At 36.9% G+C, this 21,380-nt stretch carries 16 protein-coding genes; 6 read left to right on the top strand and 10 right to left on the bottom strand.

Features of this window, described 5'->3' with window-relative positions:
- Positions 1 to 20: 20 nt before the first annotated feature.
- Positions 21 to 353 (bottom strand): YegP family protein, encoded by a 333-nt coding sequence (locus IRZ78_RS09175; RefSeq protein ID WP_194616236.1) that lies wholly within the window; start codon positions 351 to 353, stop codon positions 21 to 23.
- 130 nt (positions 354 to 483) lie between these two features.
- Complete coding sequence (locus IRZ78_RS09170; RefSeq protein ID WP_194616235.1) at positions 484 to 1,239, bottom strand: DUF1349 domain-containing protein; 756 nt, start codon at positions 1,237 to 1,239, stop codon at positions 484 to 486.
- A 103-nt stretch (positions 1,240 to 1,342) separates the two neighbouring features.
- Between IRZ78_RS09170 and IRZ78_RS09165 the strand changes: the two genes are divergently transcribed.
- The 3 genes from IRZ78_RS09165 (at position 1,343) to IRZ78_RS09155 (ending at position 3,936) form a co-directional block, all read left to right on the top strand.
- Entirely contained in the window at positions 1,343 to 2,116 is a 774-nt protein-coding gene (locus IRZ78_RS09165; protein ID WP_194616234.1) for a LuxR C-terminal-related transcriptional regulator, read from the top strand.
- Between the two features lie 102 nt (positions 2,117 to 2,218).
- Entirely contained in the window at positions 2,219 to 3,349 is a 1,131-nt protein-coding gene (locus IRZ78_RS09160) for an XdhC/CoxI family protein (protein WP_194616233.1), read from the top strand.
- Positions 3,346 to 3,936 (top strand): nucleotidyltransferase family protein, encoded by a 591-nt coding sequence (locus tag IRZ78_RS09155; RefSeq protein WP_194616232.1) that lies wholly within the window; start codon positions 3,346 to 3,348, stop codon positions 3,934 to 3,936. Before IRZ78_RS09160 ends, IRZ78_RS09155 begins: the two co-directional genes overlap by 4 nt.
- Before the next feature lie 209 nt (positions 3,937 to 4,145).
- On the opposite strand, the gene IRZ78_RS09150 is transcribed toward IRZ78_RS09155, so the two are convergent.
- On the bottom strand, positions 4,146 to 5,282 hold the full coding sequence (locus tag IRZ78_RS09150; RefSeq protein ID WP_194616231.1) for a cysteine desulfurase family protein: 1,137 nt from the start codon (positions 5,280 to 5,282) through the stop codon (positions 4,146 to 4,148).
- 174 nt (positions 5,283 to 5,456) lie between these two features.
- On the opposite strand from IRZ78_RS09150, the gene IRZ78_RS09145 reads away from it, so the two are divergent.
- The 3 genes from IRZ78_RS09145 to IRZ78_RS09135 are packed head-to-tail and all read left to right on the top strand — an operon-like array spanning position 5,457 to position 9,288.
- Positions 5,457 to 6,098 (top strand): 2Fe-2S iron-sulfur cluster-binding protein, encoded by a 642-nt coding sequence (locus tag IRZ78_RS09145; RefSeq protein WP_194616230.1) that lies wholly within the window; start codon positions 5,457 to 5,459, stop codon positions 6,096 to 6,098.
- Positions 6,095 to 7,075, top strand: coding sequence for a xanthine dehydrogenase family protein subunit M (locus IRZ78_RS09140; protein WP_194616229.1), 981 nt, complete (start codon positions 6,095 to 6,097; stop codon positions 7,073 to 7,075). The genes IRZ78_RS09145 and IRZ78_RS09140 overlap by 4 nt, the downstream gene beginning before the upstream one ends.
- Before the next feature lie 8 nt (positions 7,076 to 7,083).
- Positions 7,084 to 9,288 carry a xanthine dehydrogenase family protein molybdopterin-binding subunit gene (locus tag IRZ78_RS09135; RefSeq protein WP_194616228.1) on the top strand — a complete coding sequence of 735 codons (2,205 nt, stop codon included), beginning with the start codon at positions 7,084 to 7,086 and terminating at the stop codon, positions 9,286 to 9,288.
- Positions 9,289 to 9,441: 153 nt separating this feature from the next.
- Here IRZ78_RS09135 and IRZ78_RS09130 read toward each other — a convergent pair whose 3' ends face one another.
- From IRZ78_RS09130 to IRZ78_RS09100, 7 genes are all read right to left on the bottom strand, one after another.
- Complete coding sequence (locus IRZ78_RS09130) at positions 9,442 to 10,005, bottom strand: DUF2911 domain-containing protein (RefSeq protein ID WP_194616227.1); 564 nt, start codon at positions 10,003 to 10,005, stop codon at positions 9,442 to 9,444.
- A gap of 106 nt (positions 10,006 to 10,111) precedes the next feature.
- Positions 10,112 to 11,920 (bottom strand): glycoside hydrolase family 2 TIM barrel-domain containing protein, encoded by a 1,809-nt coding sequence (locus IRZ78_RS09125; protein ID WP_194616226.1) that lies wholly within the window; start codon positions 11,918 to 11,920, stop codon positions 10,112 to 10,114.
- A 37-nt stretch (positions 11,921 to 11,957) separates the two neighbouring features.
- Positions 11,958 to 12,815 (bottom strand): heparin lyase I family protein, encoded by an 858-nt coding sequence (locus IRZ78_RS09120; RefSeq protein WP_194616225.1) that lies wholly within the window; start codon positions 12,813 to 12,815, stop codon positions 11,958 to 11,960.
- A 62-nt stretch (positions 12,816 to 12,877) separates the two neighbouring features.
- Positions 12,878 to 15,295 (bottom strand): glycoside hydrolase family 2 TIM barrel-domain containing protein, encoded by a 2,418-nt coding sequence (locus IRZ78_RS09115; RefSeq protein ID WP_194616224.1) that lies wholly within the window; start codon positions 15,293 to 15,295, stop codon positions 12,878 to 12,880.
- A 92-nt stretch (positions 15,296 to 15,387) separates the two neighbouring features.
- A complete protein-coding gene (locus tag IRZ78_RS09110) occupies positions 15,388 to 16,566 on the bottom strand; it encodes a glycoside hydrolase family 88 protein (RefSeq protein ID WP_194616223.1) in 1,179 nt (392 codons plus the stop codon).
- A 259-nt stretch (positions 16,567 to 16,825) separates the two neighbouring features.
- Complete coding sequence (locus IRZ78_RS09105) at positions 16,826 to 18,343, bottom strand: RagB/SusD family nutrient uptake outer membrane protein (protein WP_194616222.1); 1,518 nt, start codon at positions 18,341 to 18,343, stop codon at positions 16,826 to 16,828.
- A gap of 16 nt (positions 18,344 to 18,359) precedes the next feature.
- Positions 18,360 to 21,362, bottom strand: a complete 3,003-nt coding sequence (locus IRZ78_RS09100; protein WP_194616221.1) for a TonB-dependent receptor — start codon at positions 21,360 to 21,362, stop codon at positions 18,360 to 18,362.
- Positions 21,363 to 21,380 lie beyond the last annotated feature (18 nt).

Below are 21,380 nucleotides of genomic sequence, written 5' to 3'. Positions count from 1 at the left end.
TATAATTATAAAATCTATTATTATACTGTTTGATCATCTGTAGTTGCCTCGGACGCATTTGTTTTGACAGATGCAATTCCGTTATCTCTGGCGCTTGTACTTTCATACATTTCGCTCGATCCAATGATTTGACCGTTGCTGGCTTTTAAATTGAAGTACGGTTTTCCGCTTTTAGATTCCAGCTTATCAAATTTAGAATCATCCTTGGAATTGGTTTTCACAGATTCAATTCCGTTTAAGCAAGCTGCCTTTGTCGTATAACCTTCGCTGGTTAAAATAGTCTGGCCATTACCTGCCTTTAAATTAAATTGGAATTCACCATTGGTTCTTTTAGTAATTACAAATTTTCCCATGTAGTTTTATTTAAGTTAAATATTATTTATTTTGCTACAGATAAAAATACAAAACTTGATTATATAAATCATACAAATACAAAAAATAATTGATTTTTAAGGTGTTAATAAACAGTAGGTTTTGGTTCAATTAATTCCCCATTCTAAAATCTGACACACTTTTTTGATCCAGGCTAATGTCTTCAAAAATACTTTGTGTTCCTTTATCGACAGGACATTGTGTACTGATTCCCATCCAGATTGTTTTAGGATAATTGTTTTTGTACAAACGAACCATTTGCCAGTTTTTCTTATCCAAAGAATAATAACTAGCCACCGTACGGGTGTCAGATGATATTTTCATATAAATCGTTGGATTCTGGACAACATCATGATTATTATCGTCCGAAGTGCCAATGGTACGTACCGTTACCACACGATGATTGCCGCGTTCGTCTTGCTCGAAACAAAATTTTTGGTAGAAATTATCATTGACATAAATATATAAAACACCTGCATTGTACAATCCTTTCTCTGTAAACTCAGGGGTTACCTTAGCAATTAAAGTAAAAGGTTTTGTATTATCGACTCTCGATAGCAAAATAGGAGCACTATTGTTGGATAATTCGCCATTGGGATCAGAAAAATAATCTTTCTTTTCACCTGCGCGGAAAATTACTTTGCCATTTGTATCGGCTCTTGCCAAAGTATCAGCCCCATTAATGGATTTTGTAAAATGAATATTAGCAAGTTTAATATCGCAAGGACTGCCGTTTACAAAGGCAGAATCTGTTTTTTGGCTGTTTTTTGAAGTTACTTCTGATACTTCTTTTTGGTTATTGTTTCCGCAGGCCGATAATAAAGTTAAACCGGATAAAACGCAGAAAACATAAAATTTTGATTTCATAAAGTGCTTTTTTTAAATAGAAAAATTATATTTTAGTTTATCAAAAATACCATTGCTTTCCAGAAGCCACAATACGTAAAATTAACCATTTTTAATCCTGTTTATGTCAAATGTATCCGTCGAGAGTCAATTATCAGCCACTTTATTAGAACAAACATTTTCGATAGAAGAATGCAATGATATAGAAACCTTCAAAAAATTAGTAGCAGGATATGTAAGCCTGGATCAATGCGTGGCCGTTTTATCTGATTTTCAAGCTGATTGCAGTTATATTTATGCCGGTAATTTCGGCAAAGTATTTGGTTTACCGGCAGAAAACTCCGTGATCGATTCTGCCTTCGAAGAATGTATTTTTACCAAAATTCATCCTGACGATTTAATCGAGCGTCATGTTTTGGAACTCAATTATTTTCAATATCTAAAAACACTGCCTTATCAGGAGAGTCATAAATACAGTACATCGAGCCGTATTCGTACTCAAAATATACTGGAGAATTGTGCCTATATCAATCACAGAACCATTTATCTAAAAAGCTTTAGTAATGGAAGTGTGTGGCTGGCATTGTGTCTTTACGCGCCATCGGCAGATACCCAACCCCGTTTAGGAATCGACCCTAAAATAGTAAACATTGAAACCGGTGAGGTTATTGCGATCGAAAAATACAAACATTACCAGCGAACCCTGCTCTCCAAAAGAGAACTCGAAATCCTGACACTTGTAGCAAAAGGAAGCAACAGCACACAAATTGCAACACAACTCAATATTTCGGTTTATACCGTACGGCGCCACAGGCAAAATATTATCGAAAAAATGAAAGTAGCCAATACTACCGAAGCGGTAAAAACAGCTATGGTTATGGGAATCATATCGATTTAAATATCATGGTTAAAAATATTTTTTTTTGAATTAATACTTTAAGAGATTTAGATCTTCGGCAAAAAAATAATTAGCTATTTTTGTTAAGCACGATTTATTAATATGAAGGAAATAAGCGAGATTCTAAAAGCACATTCCCAGGCAAAAGCTACCGGAAAAAAGACAGCACTTGCCACTGTGGTAAAGGTCGAGGGTTCATCTTACCGTCAGCCCGGAGCACGAATGCTCGTTACCGAGGATGGCTTGCTTACAGGCGCCATTAGCGGAGGCTGTTTAGAAGGCGATGCATTGCGAAAAGCGCTTCTTTCAATCCATCAGCAACAAAACAAATTAATTACTTATAATACAAGTAATGAAGATGATAGCGAAGTAGGTTTGCAATTAGGTTGCAACGGAATTGTGCATATCCTTTTTGAATATATTGATGATGAGGTCGGGAATAATCCAATTAAGCTTTTGCAGCAATTAGAACTGGAAAGAAAAGATGCTGTCATAGCAACCGTTTTTTCATTAAAAAGACAAGCGACTCAGCAAGGAACCATATTGTTTTACAGGGAAAATGAAGCCCCAATCTACAGAAGTGATAGTATGTCTGATATTCTGGAAGATGTAAAACAGGCATTGAATACCAAAACAACATTGATAAAAAAACTTCACGATGAGCAGCAGAATGAGCTTTTGGCAGATTATATAAATCCTCCCGTTTCTCTTATTATTGTTGGAGCAGGAAATGACGTTCAGCCATTGGTAAAAATGACTTCGTTATTAGGTTGGGAAATTACCATTGGCGAAGGCCGAGCCACACATGCTACAAAAAAGAGATTTCCCCAAGCCAAAGAGATTTTAGTTGTAAAACCCGAACAATTATTAAAGAATATAATTATCGATCAACAGACTTATTTTGTCCTGATCACCCACAATTATAGATATGATTTGGCAGTTTTAAAACTTCTGGTAAAAACCAATTGTAATTATATTGGAATTTTGGGTCCAAAAACAAAACTCAATCGTATGCTCGATGATTTAAATAACGAAGGCATAGAATTGACTGACGAAAAACTAAACACCATTTACGGCCCAATAGGACTTGATTTGGGAGCAGAAACATCAGAAGAAATAGCCTTATCGATCCTGGCAGAAATTAAAGCAGTGATGAGCGGTAAGCAAGGTATTTCATTAAAATATAAAACAGAAAAAATACATACTCCAACCAATAGAATTTGTGTGATATGAATGAGCTAACAGGAATTGTTGTTTTAGCAGCCGGAAGCTCCTCAAGATTGGGACAACCCAAACAATTGCTTTGGTATAAAAATACTTCTCTTTTAAAAAACACAATTTTCCAAGCTTCTCAGATACCAAATACTACAATTATAGTCGTGACAGGATCGAATCACGAATTGATCCAAAAAGAAATTATAGGTCCCAAAATAAAAACAATTTTTAACTCTGATTGGGAATTGGGTATGTCGTCTTCTATTGTAAAAGGTTTAAAAGAATTGCTAGGCCTAAATCCTGATATCAAAAAAGTAATTTTAGCAGTTTGTGATCAGCCCTATCTTACAAGTATAGTGTTTGAGAATCTGATAAGCGAACATCAAAAAACACAAAAAGGAATTGTAGCCTGTACATACTCAGAAACTTTAGGAACCCCAGTACTTTTCGCTAAAAAATATTTCAACGAATTACTACAACTAAAAGGCCAGGAAGGCGCAAAAAAAATAATCAATAGATTCTTAGAAGATACCATTGCAGTTCCTTTTGAAAAAGGAAATATAGATATCGATACCATAGAGGATTATAATGAGCTTATTTCTTAAGGAGGTTTAAAGGTTCAAAGAGGCAAAGGAACAAAGATTCAGAGTAAAAAAAAACAATAAAGGATTGAGATAGGGTACACAAGGATAGTTTAATCTTAGTCTGATAAAGTAACAATTTGAGTTTTCAGGAAAATTTCCAAAATATAATTCCGTTTCAGAATCTTAGCGCTTTAGCGACTAAAAAAAATCATCTTAACAGTGAAGAAAAACTAAGATCTCAGCTGTCCTACCAAATCACAAATCCTCTTAATCACTACCAAAATTTCTTCTTCAGTGGTAAATTTTCCTAAACTAAAACGAATCGAATTCAAAGCATTTTCATCAGATAACCCCAAAGCCTTTAACACATGCGAAGGTTCAGAAGTAACAGCAGAGCAGGACGAACCATTAGAAACCGAAATATTTTGCAAAGCCAGAATCAGACTTTCAGAATTCACTCCCGGAAAGCAAATATTCGACGTATTATATATTCTGTTGGTGGTGTTTCCGTTTACAAACGATCCTTCAATTTGTAGTAAAGATTTTTCTAGCTGATCCCTAAGATTTTTTATTCTTTCCTGATCTGTTTTCATTTCCTCTTGGGCAATTTCACAAACTTTTCCCAAACCAATAATTCCAGGAATATTTAGCGTTCCGCTGCGTAATTTTCGTTGTTGCCCTCCGCCGTGTATTTGGGGAGCTAATTTTATTTTCGCTTGCGCGGAAAGATATAAAGCGCCTACACCCTTTGGTCCGTAAAATTTATGTGCCGAAAGAGCCAAAAGATCAATCCCTGATTTTTGTACATCAACAGCCATTTTTCCAACAGCCTGGGTGGCATCGCACATAAAAAGAGAATTTTTAGAGTGAACGATTTCTGCTATTGCATCAATATGCTGAATTACACCAATTTCATTATTGACCATCATTACAATAACCACTAAAGTTTGATTAGTAATAGAGTCATTTAAAAGCTGAAGATCTAAAATACCATCAAAAGTCGCGGGTAAATATGTGAGCTCAAAACCAATACTTTCCATAAATTGACAAGTATCCAAAACAGCTTTATGTTCTGTACTAACCGTAACAATATGTTTCTTGTTTTGATTTACGAGCCCTTTTATAGCCAGGTTGATTGATTCTGTTGCGCCCGACGTAAAAATGATTTCTTCCGGAGTTGCCCCAATTAGGTTTGCAACTTGCCAGGCAGCCTCTTGGACAGCTTCATTTATGTTCAATCCTGCTAAATGAGCACTGCTCGCATTCGCATAGGAATCAGTAAAATAAGGAAGCATGGCATTAAGTACACGTTTATCAAGTGGAGTTGTAGCGTTATTATCGAGGTAAATGGGTTGCTGTAGGGACATTTTTAAATTCTTAATAAAGTAAAAATACAATTTAGTAATTAAAATCTAATTTTTTTAATGATTCTAAATTGTATTTAAAATGGTGTTTATGTGAATTTTGTAATTTTTTGTCACATAGGATTCTTAAATTTGTTAGGAGTAACATTAGATTTTACTAATTTAAAAACAGTATTCATGGCTGCCAAAAAAACAATTACTAACAAAGCAGTAGAAGAAGAATCCAGTTCTTCCCGACGTGATTTTATAAAAAAATCAGGCTTATTTACTGCGCTTGCTTTGACTCCGCCTTCATTGGTGATGGCTTCTGATAATAAATGGGATGAAAAAATCGCAGAATATTTAGAGACCGTTCCCTTATCACTTGAAGTAAATGGCGTAAAGCACAATATAAATGTTGAGCCCAGAACCACGCTGCTTGATTTATTACGAGAACAATTGTTACTTACCGGAACCAAGAAAGGCTGCGATCATGGACAGTGCGGGGCTTGTACCGTTCATGTAAATGGCACCAGAATACTTTCTTGCCTTTCATTGGCATCCATGCAGCAAAATGCTCAGGTAACCACTATCGAAGGACTTTCAAAAGGAAAAAAACTACATCCCATGCAGGAAGCTTTCATTAAAAATGATGGTTTTCAATGTGGCTATTGCACTCCCGGACAAATTATGTCAGGTATAGCCTGTATCAAAGAAGGTCATGCCAACAGCAGAGAAGAAATAAGGGAATATATGAGCGGAAATATTTGCAGATGTGGAGCTTATCATAATATTGTCGATGCCATTACAGAAGTTAAGGAAGGAGGGAAGCCATTATGAAAAACTTTCAGATCATAAGAGCATTATCATCAAAATCAGCAGTAACTACTCTTGCCAAAGAAAACTCAGCCATGTTTATTGCCGGAGGAACCAATCTTGTCGATTTGATGAAGAAAAATATTGTTGCTCCTGACAAGCTTATTGATATTAATGCAATCGATTTAAAACAAATACAATTCCTGACAGGAAAAGTTTCAATTGGCGCAATGGCCAAAAACAGTCAGGTTGCCGAAGATAAAGTAATACAGGAAAAATACCCTTTACTGGCTTTGGCATTAGCTGCCGGTGCATCGCAACAAATCAGGCATATGGCCAGTGTAGGAGGAAATATGTTACAGCGTACGCGTTGTTCGTATTTTTATAATACCGATATGCCCTGCAATAAACGTACTCCTAAAAGTGGGTGCGGCGCCATTGGCGGATCCAATAGAATGCATGCGATTTTTGGTGCTTCGGATAGTTGCATTGCAGTGCATCCCAGTGATATGTGTGTGGCCCTTGCAGCCTTAGATGCTACTGTTTTTGTTGAAGGTCCTAAAGGGAAAAGAGAAATTAAGTTCACTGATTTTCATAGACTTCCAGGCAATATGCCCGAAAAAGACAATACACTTGAAAATAAAGAAATCATAACTTCAATCGAAATTCCGGATAATAATTTTTCAAAGAACAGTCATTATCTAAAAGTTCGCGACAGAACCAGTTATGCTTTTGCATTAATATCTGTTGCCGTAGGTTTAGATATTCAAAATAATACAATTAAGGATGCAAGGCTTGCAATGGGAGGAGTGGCACATAAGCCATGGCGACTTACAGAAGCAGAAGAATTTTTGAAAGGAAAAACAGTTTCTCAAACCACATTCAGGCAAGCAGCTGATTTGGCTATGCATGGCGCAAGAAGTTACGGTGATAATGATTTTAAACTAACACTTGGACCAAACGCCATTACTGAAGCATTAACAATAGCGGCATCTAAATAATTTGAATTATGAGCAAGACAAGTAATATAAACAGAGTTGACGGATTTGCTAAAGTAACAGGTTCAGCCACATATTCAGCCGAGTATAAAACTCCGGGTGTGGCTTATGCGTGCCTGGTAGGAAGTACGATTGCCAAAGGAAGAATTAAAACCATCGATACAAAAAAAGCCGAATGGGCTCCGGGAGTTTTGGCTGTTATTACACATCTTAATGTCGATAAACCAGTTGGATACGAACAACCCAAAAAACGTGATAATTTAGGTCAGCCACTTCAGATTTTCAAGGATGATTCTGTTCGTTATTATGATCAGCCCATTGCTTTGGTAATTGCAGATACCTTCGAGCGTATGCAATATGCTGCCAGTCTGGTCAAAGCGGATTATCTAAAAGAAGACCACTCGACAGAACTTGAAAAAGTAAAAGATAAAGGAAAAACTCCGGAACGTGCAAAAGATTATCACCGTGGCGTTGAGGACGGCTATAAAAATGCAGAGGTAATTTTAGAAGAAGAATATACCATACCAACCGAAGTCCATAACCCAATGGAACTGGCTAATATCATTGCCAAATGGGACGGAAATAAACCTACACTTTATACCAAAAGTCAGGGTGTAGAAGGAACCCGCAGAAGTGTGGGAGATGTATTTGGGATTCCTGCCGCAGATGTATCTGTAAATTCAGAATATCTGGGAGGTGCTTTCGGGATGGGGTTACACACCTGGCCTTATGAAATTGCAGCCCTTATTGGCGCTAAAAAAATAAACCGCCCTGTAAAACTAGTATTGCATAGAGAACAAATGTTTACCAATGTAGGGTTTCGACCTTATACGATTCAGAAAATGGGTCTGGGTGCAACCAAAGAAGGCAAACTAACAGGATTAACCCATGAAGCCGTGGCAATGACTTCGAGTTATGAAGATTTTATGGAAGGCACTGTAAACATGTCCCGATTTATTTATAATTGTGCCAATGTTTCAACCCGATACCGTATTGTTCCTCTTGACACATGCACACCAATCTGGATGCGTGGTCCGGGAGAAGCAACAGGTTCTTTTGCGTTAGAAAGTGCTATGGACGAATTGGCCCACAAATTAGATATGGACCCAATTGAATTTCGTAAACTCAATTATGCCGAAAAAGATCTTGAACAAAACAAACCCTGGAGCAGCAAATATCTTCTGGAATGCTACGAAGGCGGTATGGAACGCATTGGCTGGAAAAACCGTAAGAACAAACCCGGATCTGTTCGTGAAGGCGAATGGCTTGTTGGTTACGGAATGGGAACAGGAACTTTTGGCTGTTATAGAAGTCCAACTTCAGTGAAAGCTAAATTTTTAACCAATGGTACTTTAGTTTTACAATGCAGCGTAAACGATATGGGGCCCGGAACAGCCACTATGATGACTGCAATTGGTGCAGATGTAATGGGAATGCCAAGTGAAAATGTTATGGTCGAAATGGGAAAAAGCGGTCTTGCAAAAGGACCAACCCAAGGAGGTTCAGCAACGACTTCGTCAGTTGGATCAGCGGTTAATGATTCTTGTCAGTTATTAATCACCAAAGCTATTGAACTGGCTAGTAAATCAGAGCTATTAAAGAATATACCAATTGCTGATCTGGCCTTTGTTAATGGCTTAGTAACTTCAAAAAAAGACAGTTCAAAAAGTGTTTCTTTAGCTTCGGTATTGAACTCGAATAAACTAGCAGAATTAGTAGTAGAGAATGAATCGAAAGCTTCAGAAGAAGCCAAAAAATATTCGATTTACTCTTTCTCTGTACATTTTGTAAAAGTATTGATAAATCCCAACCTTGGAAAAATCAGATTGGCACATGTGGTTTCCTGCGCTGATATTGGAACTGTAATCAACCAGAAAACTTCGGCAGGGCAAATGTATGGCGGAGCAGTTGGTGGAATCGGAATGGGATTGATGGAATCCCTGGAAATCGATCACCGATTTGGCCGTCCGATAAACAATAATTTTGCCGATTATCATGTTCCCGTAAACGCTGATATTGAAAAGCAGGAAGTGTTTTTTGTCAATAAAAAAGATCCAATCAGTAACCCAATGGGAACAAAAGGACTTGGAGAAACCGCTTTGGTAGGAATGGCTCCGGCAATTGCCAATGCAGTATTTAATGCAACAGGAGTACGTGTTAGAGATTTGCCAATTACACTTGATAAAATATTAGAATCATCTGTGGCAACGGCCTAATTATCTCTAAATAAAATCCCTAAAATGTACTGATTTTTCATAACGTTTGTTTTAGGTTTATTTGTATTATATACTTAACCATTATATTAAACAAAAAAAGAGACACTATTTTTTATTTAGTGTCTCTTTATATTTTGTTTCAATTGTAAAGGATTATTTAACCGTAATAGGCAATTCAACAGTTGTTTTATCCCAGCCAATTACCAGATTTGCTAGAGAATCTTTACTTGTAAAAGCAATTGATAATGCTTCGATTACTTCAGATACTGGTTTTACAGGAACCGAAACTCTCACAACATCTTTACTTTCTTCATAAGCATAACCTCCCCATAAATCAAGTTCTTTATTAATGATGATGGTCCATTTGTCTTTTTCAGGAATAGCAAATAAACTATAAGTACCCGCTGCAATTTTTTTACCACCAATTGTTACTGGTTTATAGAATTTGATTTCTGTGTTTTCGTTTGCACCAACTCTCCAAACTTCACCAAACTTTACAACATCACCAAAAATTGTACGTCCTTTTGCAGAAGGTCTTGCGTAAGTAACTTTTACTACAGGATTCGGATTATCAGTTTTTTTGAATTTAACTGCCTTGTTTGGGAAATAAGAAATATCAACCGGACTTGCATCAAGCGGAGCAAATTTTACTACTTCCTGAGCTTGAACTGTAAAGGCAGCAAACAAAGTAACTACCATTAAACTTAATTTTTTCATAGATTACAATTTTTAGAATAACTACAAAGTAAGTTAATAATGAATAAAAATCATATCATTACAGTTTGTTTTTTGTTAATGAATTGATAATAGTTCTTAATTTTTATTATTCATCTTTCTTTTTGGCGTACCAATTCTGCATGATATAAAAAGCTTTCTTCTTTTCACCGTCATTCGAAATTAAACCTTTACGATTATATCCGTCCTGAATTCCCGGAAGCAATCTTTTTGGAGATCTGAAATCTACCAGAATCCATGGGCTTAATCCGCTAAGATGAGGTATTTTTTCGATCATCTTCAAATTCTGAATGTATAAATATTCCTGATATTCCTCTGTCCAGCGTTCGTTTTTTTCTCCGTGAAAACCAGCTTTGGCATCTCCACCAAATTCAGAAACAATTACAGGTTTGTTGTATGGCGTGTCCCAAAAGGTCTTTTCAGCATTTTCTAAATTTCCGCCATACCAGCCCAGATATTGGTTGAAAGCAATAATATCAAGAGATTTACCAATTTCATCATCGATCATTCCAACACCTTTTACATTATGGGTTAATAATGCAGCACTGATTAATCTTGTATTATCCAGTGATTTTGTATGTACCACCAAATTTTTCAGAAACGTATTTCTGGCATCAGAAATAGGGGTTTCATTGGCCATCGACCAAATAATAATACTGGCTCTGTTTTTATCTCTGGTAATGGCCGCTGTCAATTGATCTTGAGCATTTTTATATGTTTTTTCGTTGGTAAATTCCACCGTCCAGTATACGGGAATTTCTTCCCAAACCATTAATCCAAGTTTATCGGCAAGTCTGATAATGTTTTCGTTATGCGGATAATGTGCCAGACGGACATAGTTGCAACCCAATTCCTGAGCCCAGTTTAATAAACGTAAAGCATCTTGTTCAGAATTGGCACGTCCGCCTTTTGCATTTTCTTCATGAATGGATATTCCGCGCAAAAAGAGTTGTTTTCCGTTTAATAAAATTTTGTCTTGCTGAGTTTCAATGGTTCTAAAACCAATATTATCTTTCAGTTTTTGTCCGTTAAAATCAATTACGACATCATACAATTTTGGATTTTCAGGCGACCAGTAAGAGATTTTCTTAGCAGGAATTTCAAAATTTACAATTCCGTTAGCCCCCACTTTTGCTTTATAATTGATTTTTAATTCCGGAATCGAAATCGCCACTTGGTTTTGTGCCGCATTGAAATTGTTGATTTTCACAAAACCAGAAATCAAAGCTGCATTTCCTTTTTTTAACTGAATATTATAATCTTCAATAAACGATTCATTCTCTTCGATTAAAGTAACATCGCGCGTGATTCCGCCATAATTCCACCAGTCGGTATTAACCGTAGGAACATCTTCTTTATGGCGTGTATTATCGACTTTTACCACCAAATAATTATCTTTTGGTTTTATTATCGAAGTTACCTCATAATTAAATGGCGTAAAACCGCCTTCATGAGTGCCCAATTTTTTTCCGTTCAAATAAACATCGGCTTTATAATTAATCGCTCCAAAATAAACAAAAAGACGTTTTTTCTCTTTTAAATCATAATCGAAAGATTTCTTGAACCACACGTTTCCTTCATAATATTTAAGTTCCGGAACCTGCGAATTCCAATCTCCCGGAATATTGATTTTTGCCGATTTATCAAAATCATATTCTACCAATTCCTGTTTGTTTGCAGCATGGTAATTATTAAAAAAAGCACCATTTGATGGTTTTGCCTGTTTATCGTATTGATCGAGGTGAAAGCTGTAAAATCCCGTTTGATAAGGATCGATGATATAATTCCAAACACCGTTTAAGGATGTTGTATTTCGATTAGGAACATTTGAAATTAAATTTTGCGCCTGCCCGATAAAAGCAGTTGTTATTAGTATTAAGGTAATTAGTTTTTTCATTCTTGTATTTATTTTGATCATTTTATATTCTTGGTCACTACTTGTCTTTTCCAGAAGAAGTAGTTAATTCTCGTATGGAAAAATCAGAGAATCGCATTGTTTCATCTTTCATATTAGCGATATCTTTCAAACTGCGATACATTCCCCATTTAGGTCTAATGAAAGAATTATCAGTTCGAATCGTTTGAATATTGGGATTGCTGTAATTCATTAAAACAGTTCCGTCGCTTACTTTTTTTATAGTTATGGCATAAGTTCCTTTTAAAGCAACTTTAATAGTTTCTGTCGCTTCAACCCAGTTTCCTTCAAACAGAGACATATTTACCGTTTGAAATTTTATCATTTTTGTGGCTTCGTCCTTTACATAAATAAGTTCTAGTTTGTTCGAACCATTTGTCATTTTCCTTAAAGTCAAAGTAAACAAAGGATTGCCCGCATCGCCATCGACTGCTTTAATCTGGTGAATATGGGTAAAATCCTTAGTAGGTTTAAAACCTGTAGGTATTTTAAAACGCCATTTGTATTGCACCGTTTCGCTAGTTGTTCCCTTTAAATTATCAGGAGAAGGTTCGAATGACTTTATTTCAACACGCTGCCTGTCCGTTTTACCTTTTACAGGTTCATTGTCCGGAGGCGTATTGGAAACGTGTAAATTAAACTCGAAAACGTATTTCTTCAGATCATTATCATAAACCTCCGTAATATGACGCCCAAAACTGGGATGAATAGCATCTGGAGCTTCTACGGCACCGTTTGTTGTTCCGGGCGCTAATGCTTTTGTAATTAATTCGCAGGTGCTAAGTCCCTCAGGACCATCAGCATTTAAGGTTACTTGTGCATTGGTTGCAAGACTGGTAAGTGCTAAAGCAATTGCGTAGAAGATTGTATTTTTCATAGTTGTTGATCTTTATTATTTTGCGCCTCTGCAACTTTGCGACTAAACCATTAAACCAATTATTAATTCGCAATCTTCAAATATTCCCCTTTAAAACTCTGATTCAAAGCCGTCATTTCAATCGGAATACCTGATCCATCAGGAACCACTTGGATAGAAGCTTTTCCGTTAGCCATTTTTATCGATTCGCTTCCGGTTGGAGTTCCCTGATTTCTCAGGGTTTTTCCACCTTTCAAACACTGAAAATAAACGCTTTCCTCATAATCTAAACAACGTAAATTGTTATTATCAATTGCAATTGCCGTTACCAGATAATTGCCATTTTTTAATTTTTCTGATGATAATTGTAAAGAAGTTGCCGTGTCATTTTTATTGAAACGATAATTTACTTTGATCGTGTCCGAAACTTTTTTTGCGTCTTTTGTTTCTCCAATAGCAATCAGGATGTTTTCGCCTTTTACAAAATTCACATCCCAAGTTAAGCCATTTGCGGGATAAAGCGAAAGGTTTCTTTGTTTTTGTCCCAATGATTTTCCCTGATGAAATAAAGTAACCTTGTCGCAGTTACTAAAAACACTCAACGTTCTTGGCGTATTTTCAGGACCTTGGCGTTCTGTCCAGGTATGCGATTCGATGTAGGTAAAAGGTTCATTGCTCCAGTAACTTTTAAAAACATAATAAGCATCTTTTGGATTTCCGTTACGGTCTACCAATCCTTTTTGATTCATGTATGGAATATCATCTTCTGGTCTTAACGGCGTTGCAAAATCCTTAAATGCCCATTGAACGTTACCCACGAACGTTGGGTCATTCTCGGATATATGCAAGTGCCAGTCGAATAAATCAACGATATAGTTCTCACTCCAATCGCCAATTTGTGCAATATTGGCCACTTTGGTTTGTACAATAGCTTCTTCCCAGCCTTCAGATTTTATAATGTTTTCGCCTGTAATTGGGTTTTCGCTATGACGACCAACGTGACTGTCCCCACCATATTCGGCGTGAATAAAATGCTTGTATTCTTTTTTGTAAAGGTCAATTGCTTTTTGGTAGTTTTTATAACTTCCCGAATACCATCCTGACCAGATCGAAGGGGAGAAGACATCTACAATTTGCGAACCTTCATAATATTTTCTAATGGCCGTTTTTCGCGTTGGATCCATTTTATGAGCGATGTCGTTGAGTTCTGTCAGGAATACATTTGTTTTTTCGGTATTATCTCCGTCAGGAAAATCAGGCAGCCAATTCATTTCGTTACCCAAAGACCAGATAATAATACTTGGGTGATTGTAATTTTGATTGATGATTTCGGCCAGCATATTTTTGGTATTCGTTTGCCAAAGTTCACCGCCAATTCCGCCGCGACACCAAGGCAATTCATCCCAAACCAATAAACCCAGTTCATCGCAGGCCTCATAAACTTCAGGATCTTGCGGATAATGTGCCAAACGAACAAAATTAGCTCCCATTTTTTTAATCGATTCCATATCAGCGCGATGTTGCTCGTTGCTCATTGCAGCACCGACTCCAGCTTGCTCTTCATGACGATGCGTACCACGAATCAGTAATCGTTTTCCGTTAAGGTAAAACGGACCATGATCTTTAAATTCGAACCATCTAAAACCTACTTTCTGGTTTATGCTGTCTCTAACTTGATTTTTCTCTGATAAAAAAGCAGTGACTTTATATAAATTGGGTTTCTCTGTATCCCATAATTCAGGATTCTTTAGATTCTCAAATTTAATGGTTGTTGTTTTATCCGAAACCGGAATTGTTTTACTGGCAATCTTTTTCCCTTTTGGATTTTTAAGAATTACCGTCAACGATAAATCTTTTGCATTTCCAGGATTTACAGTAGAAGCCACAATGTTTAAAGACGCTTTTTTTGTCGAAACTTCTGGTGTTGTAATTTTTAGATTCTCAATATGATTTTTGTATTTAGACAATAACCAGACATCGCGGGTTATTCCGCCATAAATAAAGAAATCACTTTTTTGAGACGGGATAACTTCAATATCATAACTGTTATCCACCCTAACAAAAATGTCGTTGTTTCCTTCTTTGATAAAATTGTTAATATCAATGGTAAAGCCAATGTAGCCGCCAATATGTCCGCCGGCTTCTTTACCGTTTACATATACTTTTGTGGTTACATTCGATCCTTCAAAATAGAGATAATAACGCTTATTTTGATCTATTTGCGGAATGTTTAGCTTTTTTTGATACCAGCTTGCATCGCGCCTGTAACCCGGATTAAGATCAGTCGCATCTTCGGCATTCCAGGTATGGGGTAAATTTAAAGTAGTCCAGTTGGTCGCTTTTTGTGCTTCGCTAAGACTTGGCGTATGATTTTCCAGATATTGCCAATTCTCATTGATATTCATTTTTGTCTGAGCAAAACTGCTGCTCAGACAAATTTGAAAAAAAACAAAAAGTGCAAAAGTATAAAATGTATTGTAGTGGTTTGATGGGTTGTTCATAAATTATAAAGCTTTTTTTGAGGTTCAAAGGTTCAAAGAGACAGAGGCTCATAGGCTAAAAACCTTTGTCCCTTTGCAACTCTGTACCTTTGCTACTTTCTTCTTAGTAATGCTTCCAAAAAATAATAGTCGGCATAGATTATTGGTTCGTCGATTTCGTCGTGTTTTGGCCAGTTTCCGGTGCTGTGATCAAATATAAAAGGCGCATTTATCTTTGGATCTAAAATGTATTTATCCGAATGTAGAGTTGCGATTATTTTATCGGCGAAAGCCAAATAACTGTTGTTTTTAGTGTAGCCGTATAATTCATATAAAGCAGAAGCCATAACGGTTGCAGCAGAAACATCACGCGCCGAATTTGGAATAGCAGGATCTCGAAAATCCCAATACGGAATTCCGTCTTCCGGTAGGTTTTTATCTGTCATAAAAAACTTTGCGGTAGCTTCAGCTTGTTTTAGGTATGCAGGATCTTTGGTGTATCGGTACGACATGGTAAATCCGTAAACCGCCCAGCCTTGCCCGCGTGCCCAAACCGAATGGTCATTATATCCCTGAAGGGTAGTTTTCTTTCTAAGAGCTCCTGTTGTTGGATTGTAATCAATAACATGGTAGCAGCTATTATCGTTTCTAAATTGATTTTTGAGCGTTGTATTGGCGTGCTGAATCGCAATATCCTGATACTTTTTATTACCGGATAGTTTTGTGGCTTCAAAAAGCAATTCGAGATTCATCATGTTATCGATAATTACAGGATAATCCCAAATTTCCTTATTGAAATCCCAAGAACGGATTGCGCCAACTTTTGCATCAAAACGAGTACATAGAGTTTCAGCTCCTTTGATGATGACGTCTTTGTATTCTTGTTTGTTTTCTACTTTTAATGCTTCTCCATAGGCGCAATATACTTTGAAACCTACATCATGAGAATTTCTGTTTACGCTTTCTTTTTTGCTGAAAGGCGTCCATTTTTCGGCTTGTTTTTTATATTCAGAGTTGCCTGTTAAGCGGTACAACTGCCAAAGATTTCCGGCAAAGAATCCGCTTGTCCAGTCTCTTGATGGAACTTTTTTGATCTCATTTGTTTTGATGTTCATACTTCTTGGCATCGACATAGAATCAACCCGATAAGCGAGTAACATTTTGTATCGCGTTTCCAGAAGATTATCTGCTGCTGCAGAGGTATTTTTTGTTGGGGAATTAATCCTTGATTTGCACGCTGTTACCAGCAATGCAAACCCCAGGATTAAAGCAAAATTACTAACTTTATTCATACTTATTATTGTTTTTAACGGAATCTAAATTTCGTTGGGCATAATTTTAAACACATAGAAACATAGTTTTTAGCAGTTTAAAAAGGTATTTTACTTATTTAAGATGCACATAGGAATGTGTAATAATTTTTTATTTGACGCAGATTTTAAAAAAAAATTAAGCAGATGCGGCAGATTCTTATTTTAAATTAAATCTGCCAAAATCTGCAGAATCTGCGTAAAACAATCATTTTTAATCCTTTAATCTGTAACAGACTTTTTAATACCCGGGATTATTTGGTTTTAAATTAGGATTGATCGCCAACTCAGTTCCCGGTAACGGGAATAAATAATCTTTTGCCGGATTAAAATTGGCGTGTGGCTCTAAACCATTCGGACCAAAAACTTCAGGACCGTTTTTGAGTCTTTTGATGTCATACCATCTGATGTATTCAAAAGCGAATTCCAGTCTTCTTTCCTCAATGACCATTTTTCTAAAATCGGCCTGAGATAATCCCGGTGTTACATTAGCGGGAAAAGAAACCAGTTTTCCGGCCTTGTTTCGGGCTCTGGCACGCACTCGGTTTATATAACCATCAGCTTCTGTAGTCCCAGGGGTAATTTCGTTTAAGGCTTCGGCAGCAGTTAGCAATACTTCGGCAAAACGCATAGTGATATAGTTGTGTTGGGATGTTCTTCCGTTAGCACCAGCTTTTCCTGGAAAACGGTAATATTTTGCAATATGCGGACGTGGCGCTTTTTCGTTATCGCTCGAAGGATAAATTTGTAAGGCTCCGCCCGGACCGGTTTTCTTTCTGATAATCGTATCAAAACTTACCGCTCTTCTGTAATCTCTCTGATCCCAGGTATTAAATACTTTTAGTGAAGGAACTGCTACTGAGAATCCTTGCCCGTAACTATAGCTGTCATCTTTTAAGGATCCTGTAAAAAATGCCGTATAATCCTGGCCGTAATTTCCTGAGACTAAATTGTTAAAGTCGATTGTAAACAAAGGTTCTTTTAGAGCCGCTGCTTTTGTAGCATTAAATAAATCCTGAAAATCAGCATCTAAACCTAAACCAAATTTTGCTTCGTTTGCAATTACATATTTCGATTCATCATACGCTTTTTGGTAATTTCCCAAAGTCAGATAAACGGATGCTAAATAACCCGCAGCTGTACCTTTTCCGGGAACGGCTTTTACTTTTGGTTTGTCCTCAAGCCATTGTTTGGCAAATTCTAAATCGGCGATGATTTTGGGATAAATTTCAGACTCTTTTGTTCGGCTTAATTTATCCACCTGAGAAACTTCGTTTACAGGAAAATCAATATAAGGAACATCTCCAAAAATGCGAACCAAATGATAGTAAGTAAAAGCTCTTGCAAAATAAGCCTGCGCTACAATTGCGTTTACTTTTGCTGGATCTCCCGGAGTTTTTTTAGCACCTGCTATGGCCTGATTTGCTGCGCCAATGATGATATAGGATTGTGGCCAAAAGTTGGCTACAAGCGCGTTAGTATCATTCATATTCATATCATTTACATCGATACGTGCCGCCTGAGTGGTTCTGTCGCCAATATCGGCCATATCATCGCGCAACATTAGTGCTATTGTAAATTCTCTTCCCCAATAATTATTGTGTGCAATGTTGGCAAAAGCTCCGTTTACAGCAGCTTGCAGATCATCTGTATTATTGAAGAAATTTTCAGGACGTATAGTTCCTACAGGATGTTCTTCCAGATCTGAACATCCAAAAGCGAATATTCCCAGGAAAAGAAAAGCTATATATTTTTTCATAACGTTGTTTTTTAAACTAGAATTTTAAATTGAAACCAAAAGTGAAGGTTCTTACATTAGGGTAACTTCCGTAATCCAATCCTAAATTGGTATTACTTCTGGAATTGTTATCATTTAAGTAATTTACCTCAGGATCAGAACCCGGATAGTTGGTAATGGTCCATAGGTTTTGTGCACTGATGTAGAAACGAACTTTACTCAAGCCGATTTTTGACACTACTTTATCGTCTAAACTATATCCTATAGACACGTTTTTTAAACGAATGTAACTTGCATCATAAACAAATCTTGAAGTAATTCTTTTAGTTCTAGCCGCATTTATTGGCACATTGGTATCGGTGTTTGTTGGAGTCCAGGCATCCAGAACTTCTGTAGTGGCATTGTTATTTCCTGAAGCCAGTTCCATCAAAGTATAATTTAAAATCTGATTCCCCTCAGAACCCTGAAAGAAGATATTTACGTCGATGTTTTTATAAGTGAAATCATTATTGAATCCGAAAATGAAATCTGGATTCGGGTTTCCGATGATTGTTTTATCATTAGAATCCAGTTTTCCGTCACCATTTACATCTTTGAATTTTTCTCCTCCGGCTATGGTTTCAAAATTTCCGGGAAGAACCGCTTCTCCCTGCTGAATTACACCATCATACACAAACCCAAAGAAGGAACCAACCGGTTGACCAACTCTTAAGATTTGAGACTCTGTTGCAAGGAAATGCCCAGGTGCAGAGTTGATCAAAAGATCTTTGTTGTCAGCCAGTTTCAGGATTTTATTCTTGTTCGAAGAAATGTTAAAATTGGTTGACCAGGTAAAATCTGCTCCAATAAAGTTTTTAGTATTAATGCCCAATTCCCAACCTTTGTTTTCTAATTCTCCCACATTTTGAAGCTGGGAAGCAATTCCTGAGATTCCTGGTAAAGGTCTGTTGAACAATAAATCTTTGGTAATCGTTTTATAATAATCGGCTGTTATGCTGACTCTGTTGTCAAATAAACCTAAATCAATTCCGTAATCCTGTTGATAAGATGTTTCCCATTTTAAATTAGGGTTATTGATTGCAGTGAGCTGAACCGCATTTACAATTACATCACCACTTACATCATACACTTCAGAAAATTTAGACAGCGTAGAGTAGGCATCGATAGAAGGATTTCCCGTTGCACCATAACTGGCTCTTAATTTAAGATTAGAAATGGTTTTGTTGTCTTTTAAGAAGTTTTCTTTGCTGATGTTCCATCCAACTGCTCCAGAAGGAAAAGTTCCGTATTTGTAGTTTTCACTAAAGCTTGAAGAACCGTCACGACGCGCTGTAAAGGTAAATAAATATTTATCGTCATAATCAAAATTCAACCTTCCAAAAGCCGATATTAATTCTGTTTCAGACAAACTCGATTCCGGTTTTAAATACACTGTTCCGGCACCTAAATTATGGTAAGAATTAGAATTGGTCAAAAATCCTCTTGATGCGGCATAAGCGCGGTCGTTTTTGTTTTTTTGATACGAATATCCTCCAAGAACCGTCAGAATTCCTTTGTCGATAATCTCGCGCTTAAACGTTAAGTAATTCTCTGTAAGGAAAGAGGAAAATTTAGTATTGTTTATCGAAGCTTCTCCCTTTACATTTTTTCCTGCAATCAAAGTCGAGGGAATATATCTTCCGGTTTGAGAATTATTATCGGTTAGACCTAAAGTCGTTTTAAAGTTTAAATCTTTGGTAATTTGGTAAGAGGCAAAAAAGTTGCTTCTGTTTACGGTAGTAAGGGTCTCCAAAATATTTTCCATCGCTGTTGCATACGGATTATCGATATCGTCGCCAATTGGAGCCGTTGTAGTATAGGTTCCGTCGGCATTATAAACTCCTTTATCAGGCATAAATCTGTAAGCCGCTGCAATTACACCTGCTGCACCTGTTCCTCCGGCGCCCGTCTGGGAGATAATTCCTTGTTTGTTTTGTTTGCTCTGAAACATATTCAAACCAACTTTAAACTTGTCTGTTAAATCAGCTTCAAGGTTACTTACAATGGTGTATTTATCGATTTCCGAATTAATGACCACTCCGTTTTGATTGAAATAGTTTCCTGAAACATAATACCTGATTTTATCAGAACCTCCAGAGAACGATAATGAGGTATTCGAGATCAGTCCTTCGCGATAAATTACATCCTGCCAGTCTGTATTTGCTCCGCCATCTGTATGTGTGGTAAAACTTTTTCTATAAGCTACAAACTGTGGCCCATCTAATAAATCTAATTTGTTGTTGACAGATTGTACCGATGTTGAATTACTGAATTCGATTACCGGTTTTCCTGGTTTACCTTTTTTGGTTGTAACCATAATAACCCCGTTTGAACCTCTTGATCCGTATATGGCTGTAGCCGATGCATCTTTAAGAACCTCAATAGAAGCAATATCCTGAGGTGCCGGCATAGAAACTCCTGCAAAACCATCGACAACGATAAGAGCGTCTCCACTTGCATTGATTGATGTTCCTCCACGAACCCTGATTTTTACCGGAGCACCTGGTTCACCGCCATTATTAGATTGTACCGAAACCCCCGCTGCACGACCTTGCAAAGCCTGTTCTGCATTAAGAGTAGGGTACGCAGTAAGTTCTTTTGCCGTTACCGAAGAAACTGAACCGGTAATGTCGCTCTTTTTACGGGTTCCGTAACCTACCACAATTACTTCGTCAAGATTTTTAGTATCTGGTTTAAGGCTGATATTAACTACAGATTTATTTCCCAAAGGAACTTCAACGGTTTGATATCCTACATAATTAAAAACTAAAACAGCGTTTTTCTCTGAAACGATAACACTGTAGTTCCCATCCATATCCGCAGATCCTCCAACAGAAGATCCTTTGATATAAACATTTGCACCAGGAAGCCCAAGTAAATCTTCGCTGGAAGTAACTTTTCCGGTGACTTTTCTCTCCTGTGCATTTACAATAACATTCACCAGTAAAAAAGCTACCAGCAAACACCATTTAAGCGATTTGAAATTTTGGTTTGTGAACATTCATTTTGGTTTTTTAGG

This window comes from Flavobacterium sp. CSZ, assembly GCF_015350725.1.
GTDB lineage: Bacteria > Bacteroidota > Bacteroidia > Flavobacteriales > Flavobacteriaceae > Flavobacterium.
The sequence above is the reverse complement of the archived record's forward strand: the minus strand, read 5'-3'. Positions and strand labels throughout refer to the sequence as shown.

Excerpts from the sequence above, each read along its gene's own strand:
- IRZ78_RS09175 (WP_194616236.1), bottom strand. The coding sequence starts at position 353 with ATGGGAAAATTTGTAATTACTAAAAGAACCAATGGTGAATTCCAATTT.
- IRZ78_RS09170 (WP_194616235.1), bottom strand. The coding sequence starts at position 1,239 with ATGAAATCAAAATTTTATGTTTTCTGCGTTTTATCCGGTTTAACTTTA.
- IRZ78_RS09165 (WP_194616234.1), top strand. The coding sequence starts at position 1,343 with ATGTCAAATGTATCCGTCGAGAGTCAATTATCAGCCACTTTATTAGAA.
- IRZ78_RS09160 (WP_194616233.1), top strand. The coding sequence starts at position 2,219 with ATGAAGGAAATAAGCGAGATTCTAAAAGCACATTCCCAGGCAAAAGCT.
- IRZ78_RS09155 (WP_194616232.1), top strand. The coding sequence starts at position 3,346 with ATGAATGAGCTAACAGGAATTGTTGTTTTAGCAGCCGGAAGCTCCTCA.
- IRZ78_RS09150 (WP_194616231.1), bottom strand. The coding sequence starts at position 5,282 with ATGTCCCTACAGCAACCCATTTACCTCGATAATAACGCTACAACTCCA.
- IRZ78_RS09145 (WP_194616230.1), top strand. The coding sequence starts at position 5,457 with ATGGCTGCCAAAAAAACAATTACTAACAAAGCAGTAGAAGAAGAATCC.
- IRZ78_RS09140 (WP_194616229.1), top strand. The coding sequence starts at position 6,095 with ATGAAAAACTTTCAGATCATAAGAGCATTATCATCAAAATCAGCAGTA.
- IRZ78_RS09135 (WP_194616228.1), top strand. The coding sequence starts at position 7,084 with ATGAGCAAGACAAGTAATATAAACAGAGTTGACGGATTTGCTAAAGTA.
- IRZ78_RS09130 (WP_194616227.1), bottom strand. The coding sequence starts at position 10,005 with ATGAAAAAATTAAGTTTAATGGTAGTTACTTTGTTTGCTGCCTTTACA.
- IRZ78_RS09125 (WP_194616226.1), bottom strand. The coding sequence starts at position 11,920 with ATGAAAAAACTAATTACCTTAATACTAATAACAACTGCTTTTATCGGG.
- IRZ78_RS09120 (WP_194616225.1), bottom strand. The coding sequence starts at position 12,815 with ATGAAAAATACAATCTTCTACGCAATTGCTTTAGCACTTACCAGTCTT.
- IRZ78_RS09115 (WP_194616224.1), bottom strand. The coding sequence starts at position 15,295 with ATGAACAACCCATCAAACCACTACAATACATTTTATACTTTTGCACTT.
- IRZ78_RS09110 (WP_194616223.1), bottom strand. The coding sequence starts at position 16,566 with ATGAATAAAGTTAGTAATTTTGCTTTAATCCTGGGGTTTGCATTGCTG.
- IRZ78_RS09105 (WP_194616222.1), bottom strand. The coding sequence starts at position 18,343 with ATGAAAAAATATATAGCTTTTCTTTTCCTGGGAATATTCGCTTTTGGA.
- IRZ78_RS09100 (WP_194616221.1), bottom strand. The coding sequence starts at position 21,362 with ATGTTCACAAACCAAAATTTCAAATCGCTTAAATGGTGTTTGCTGGTA.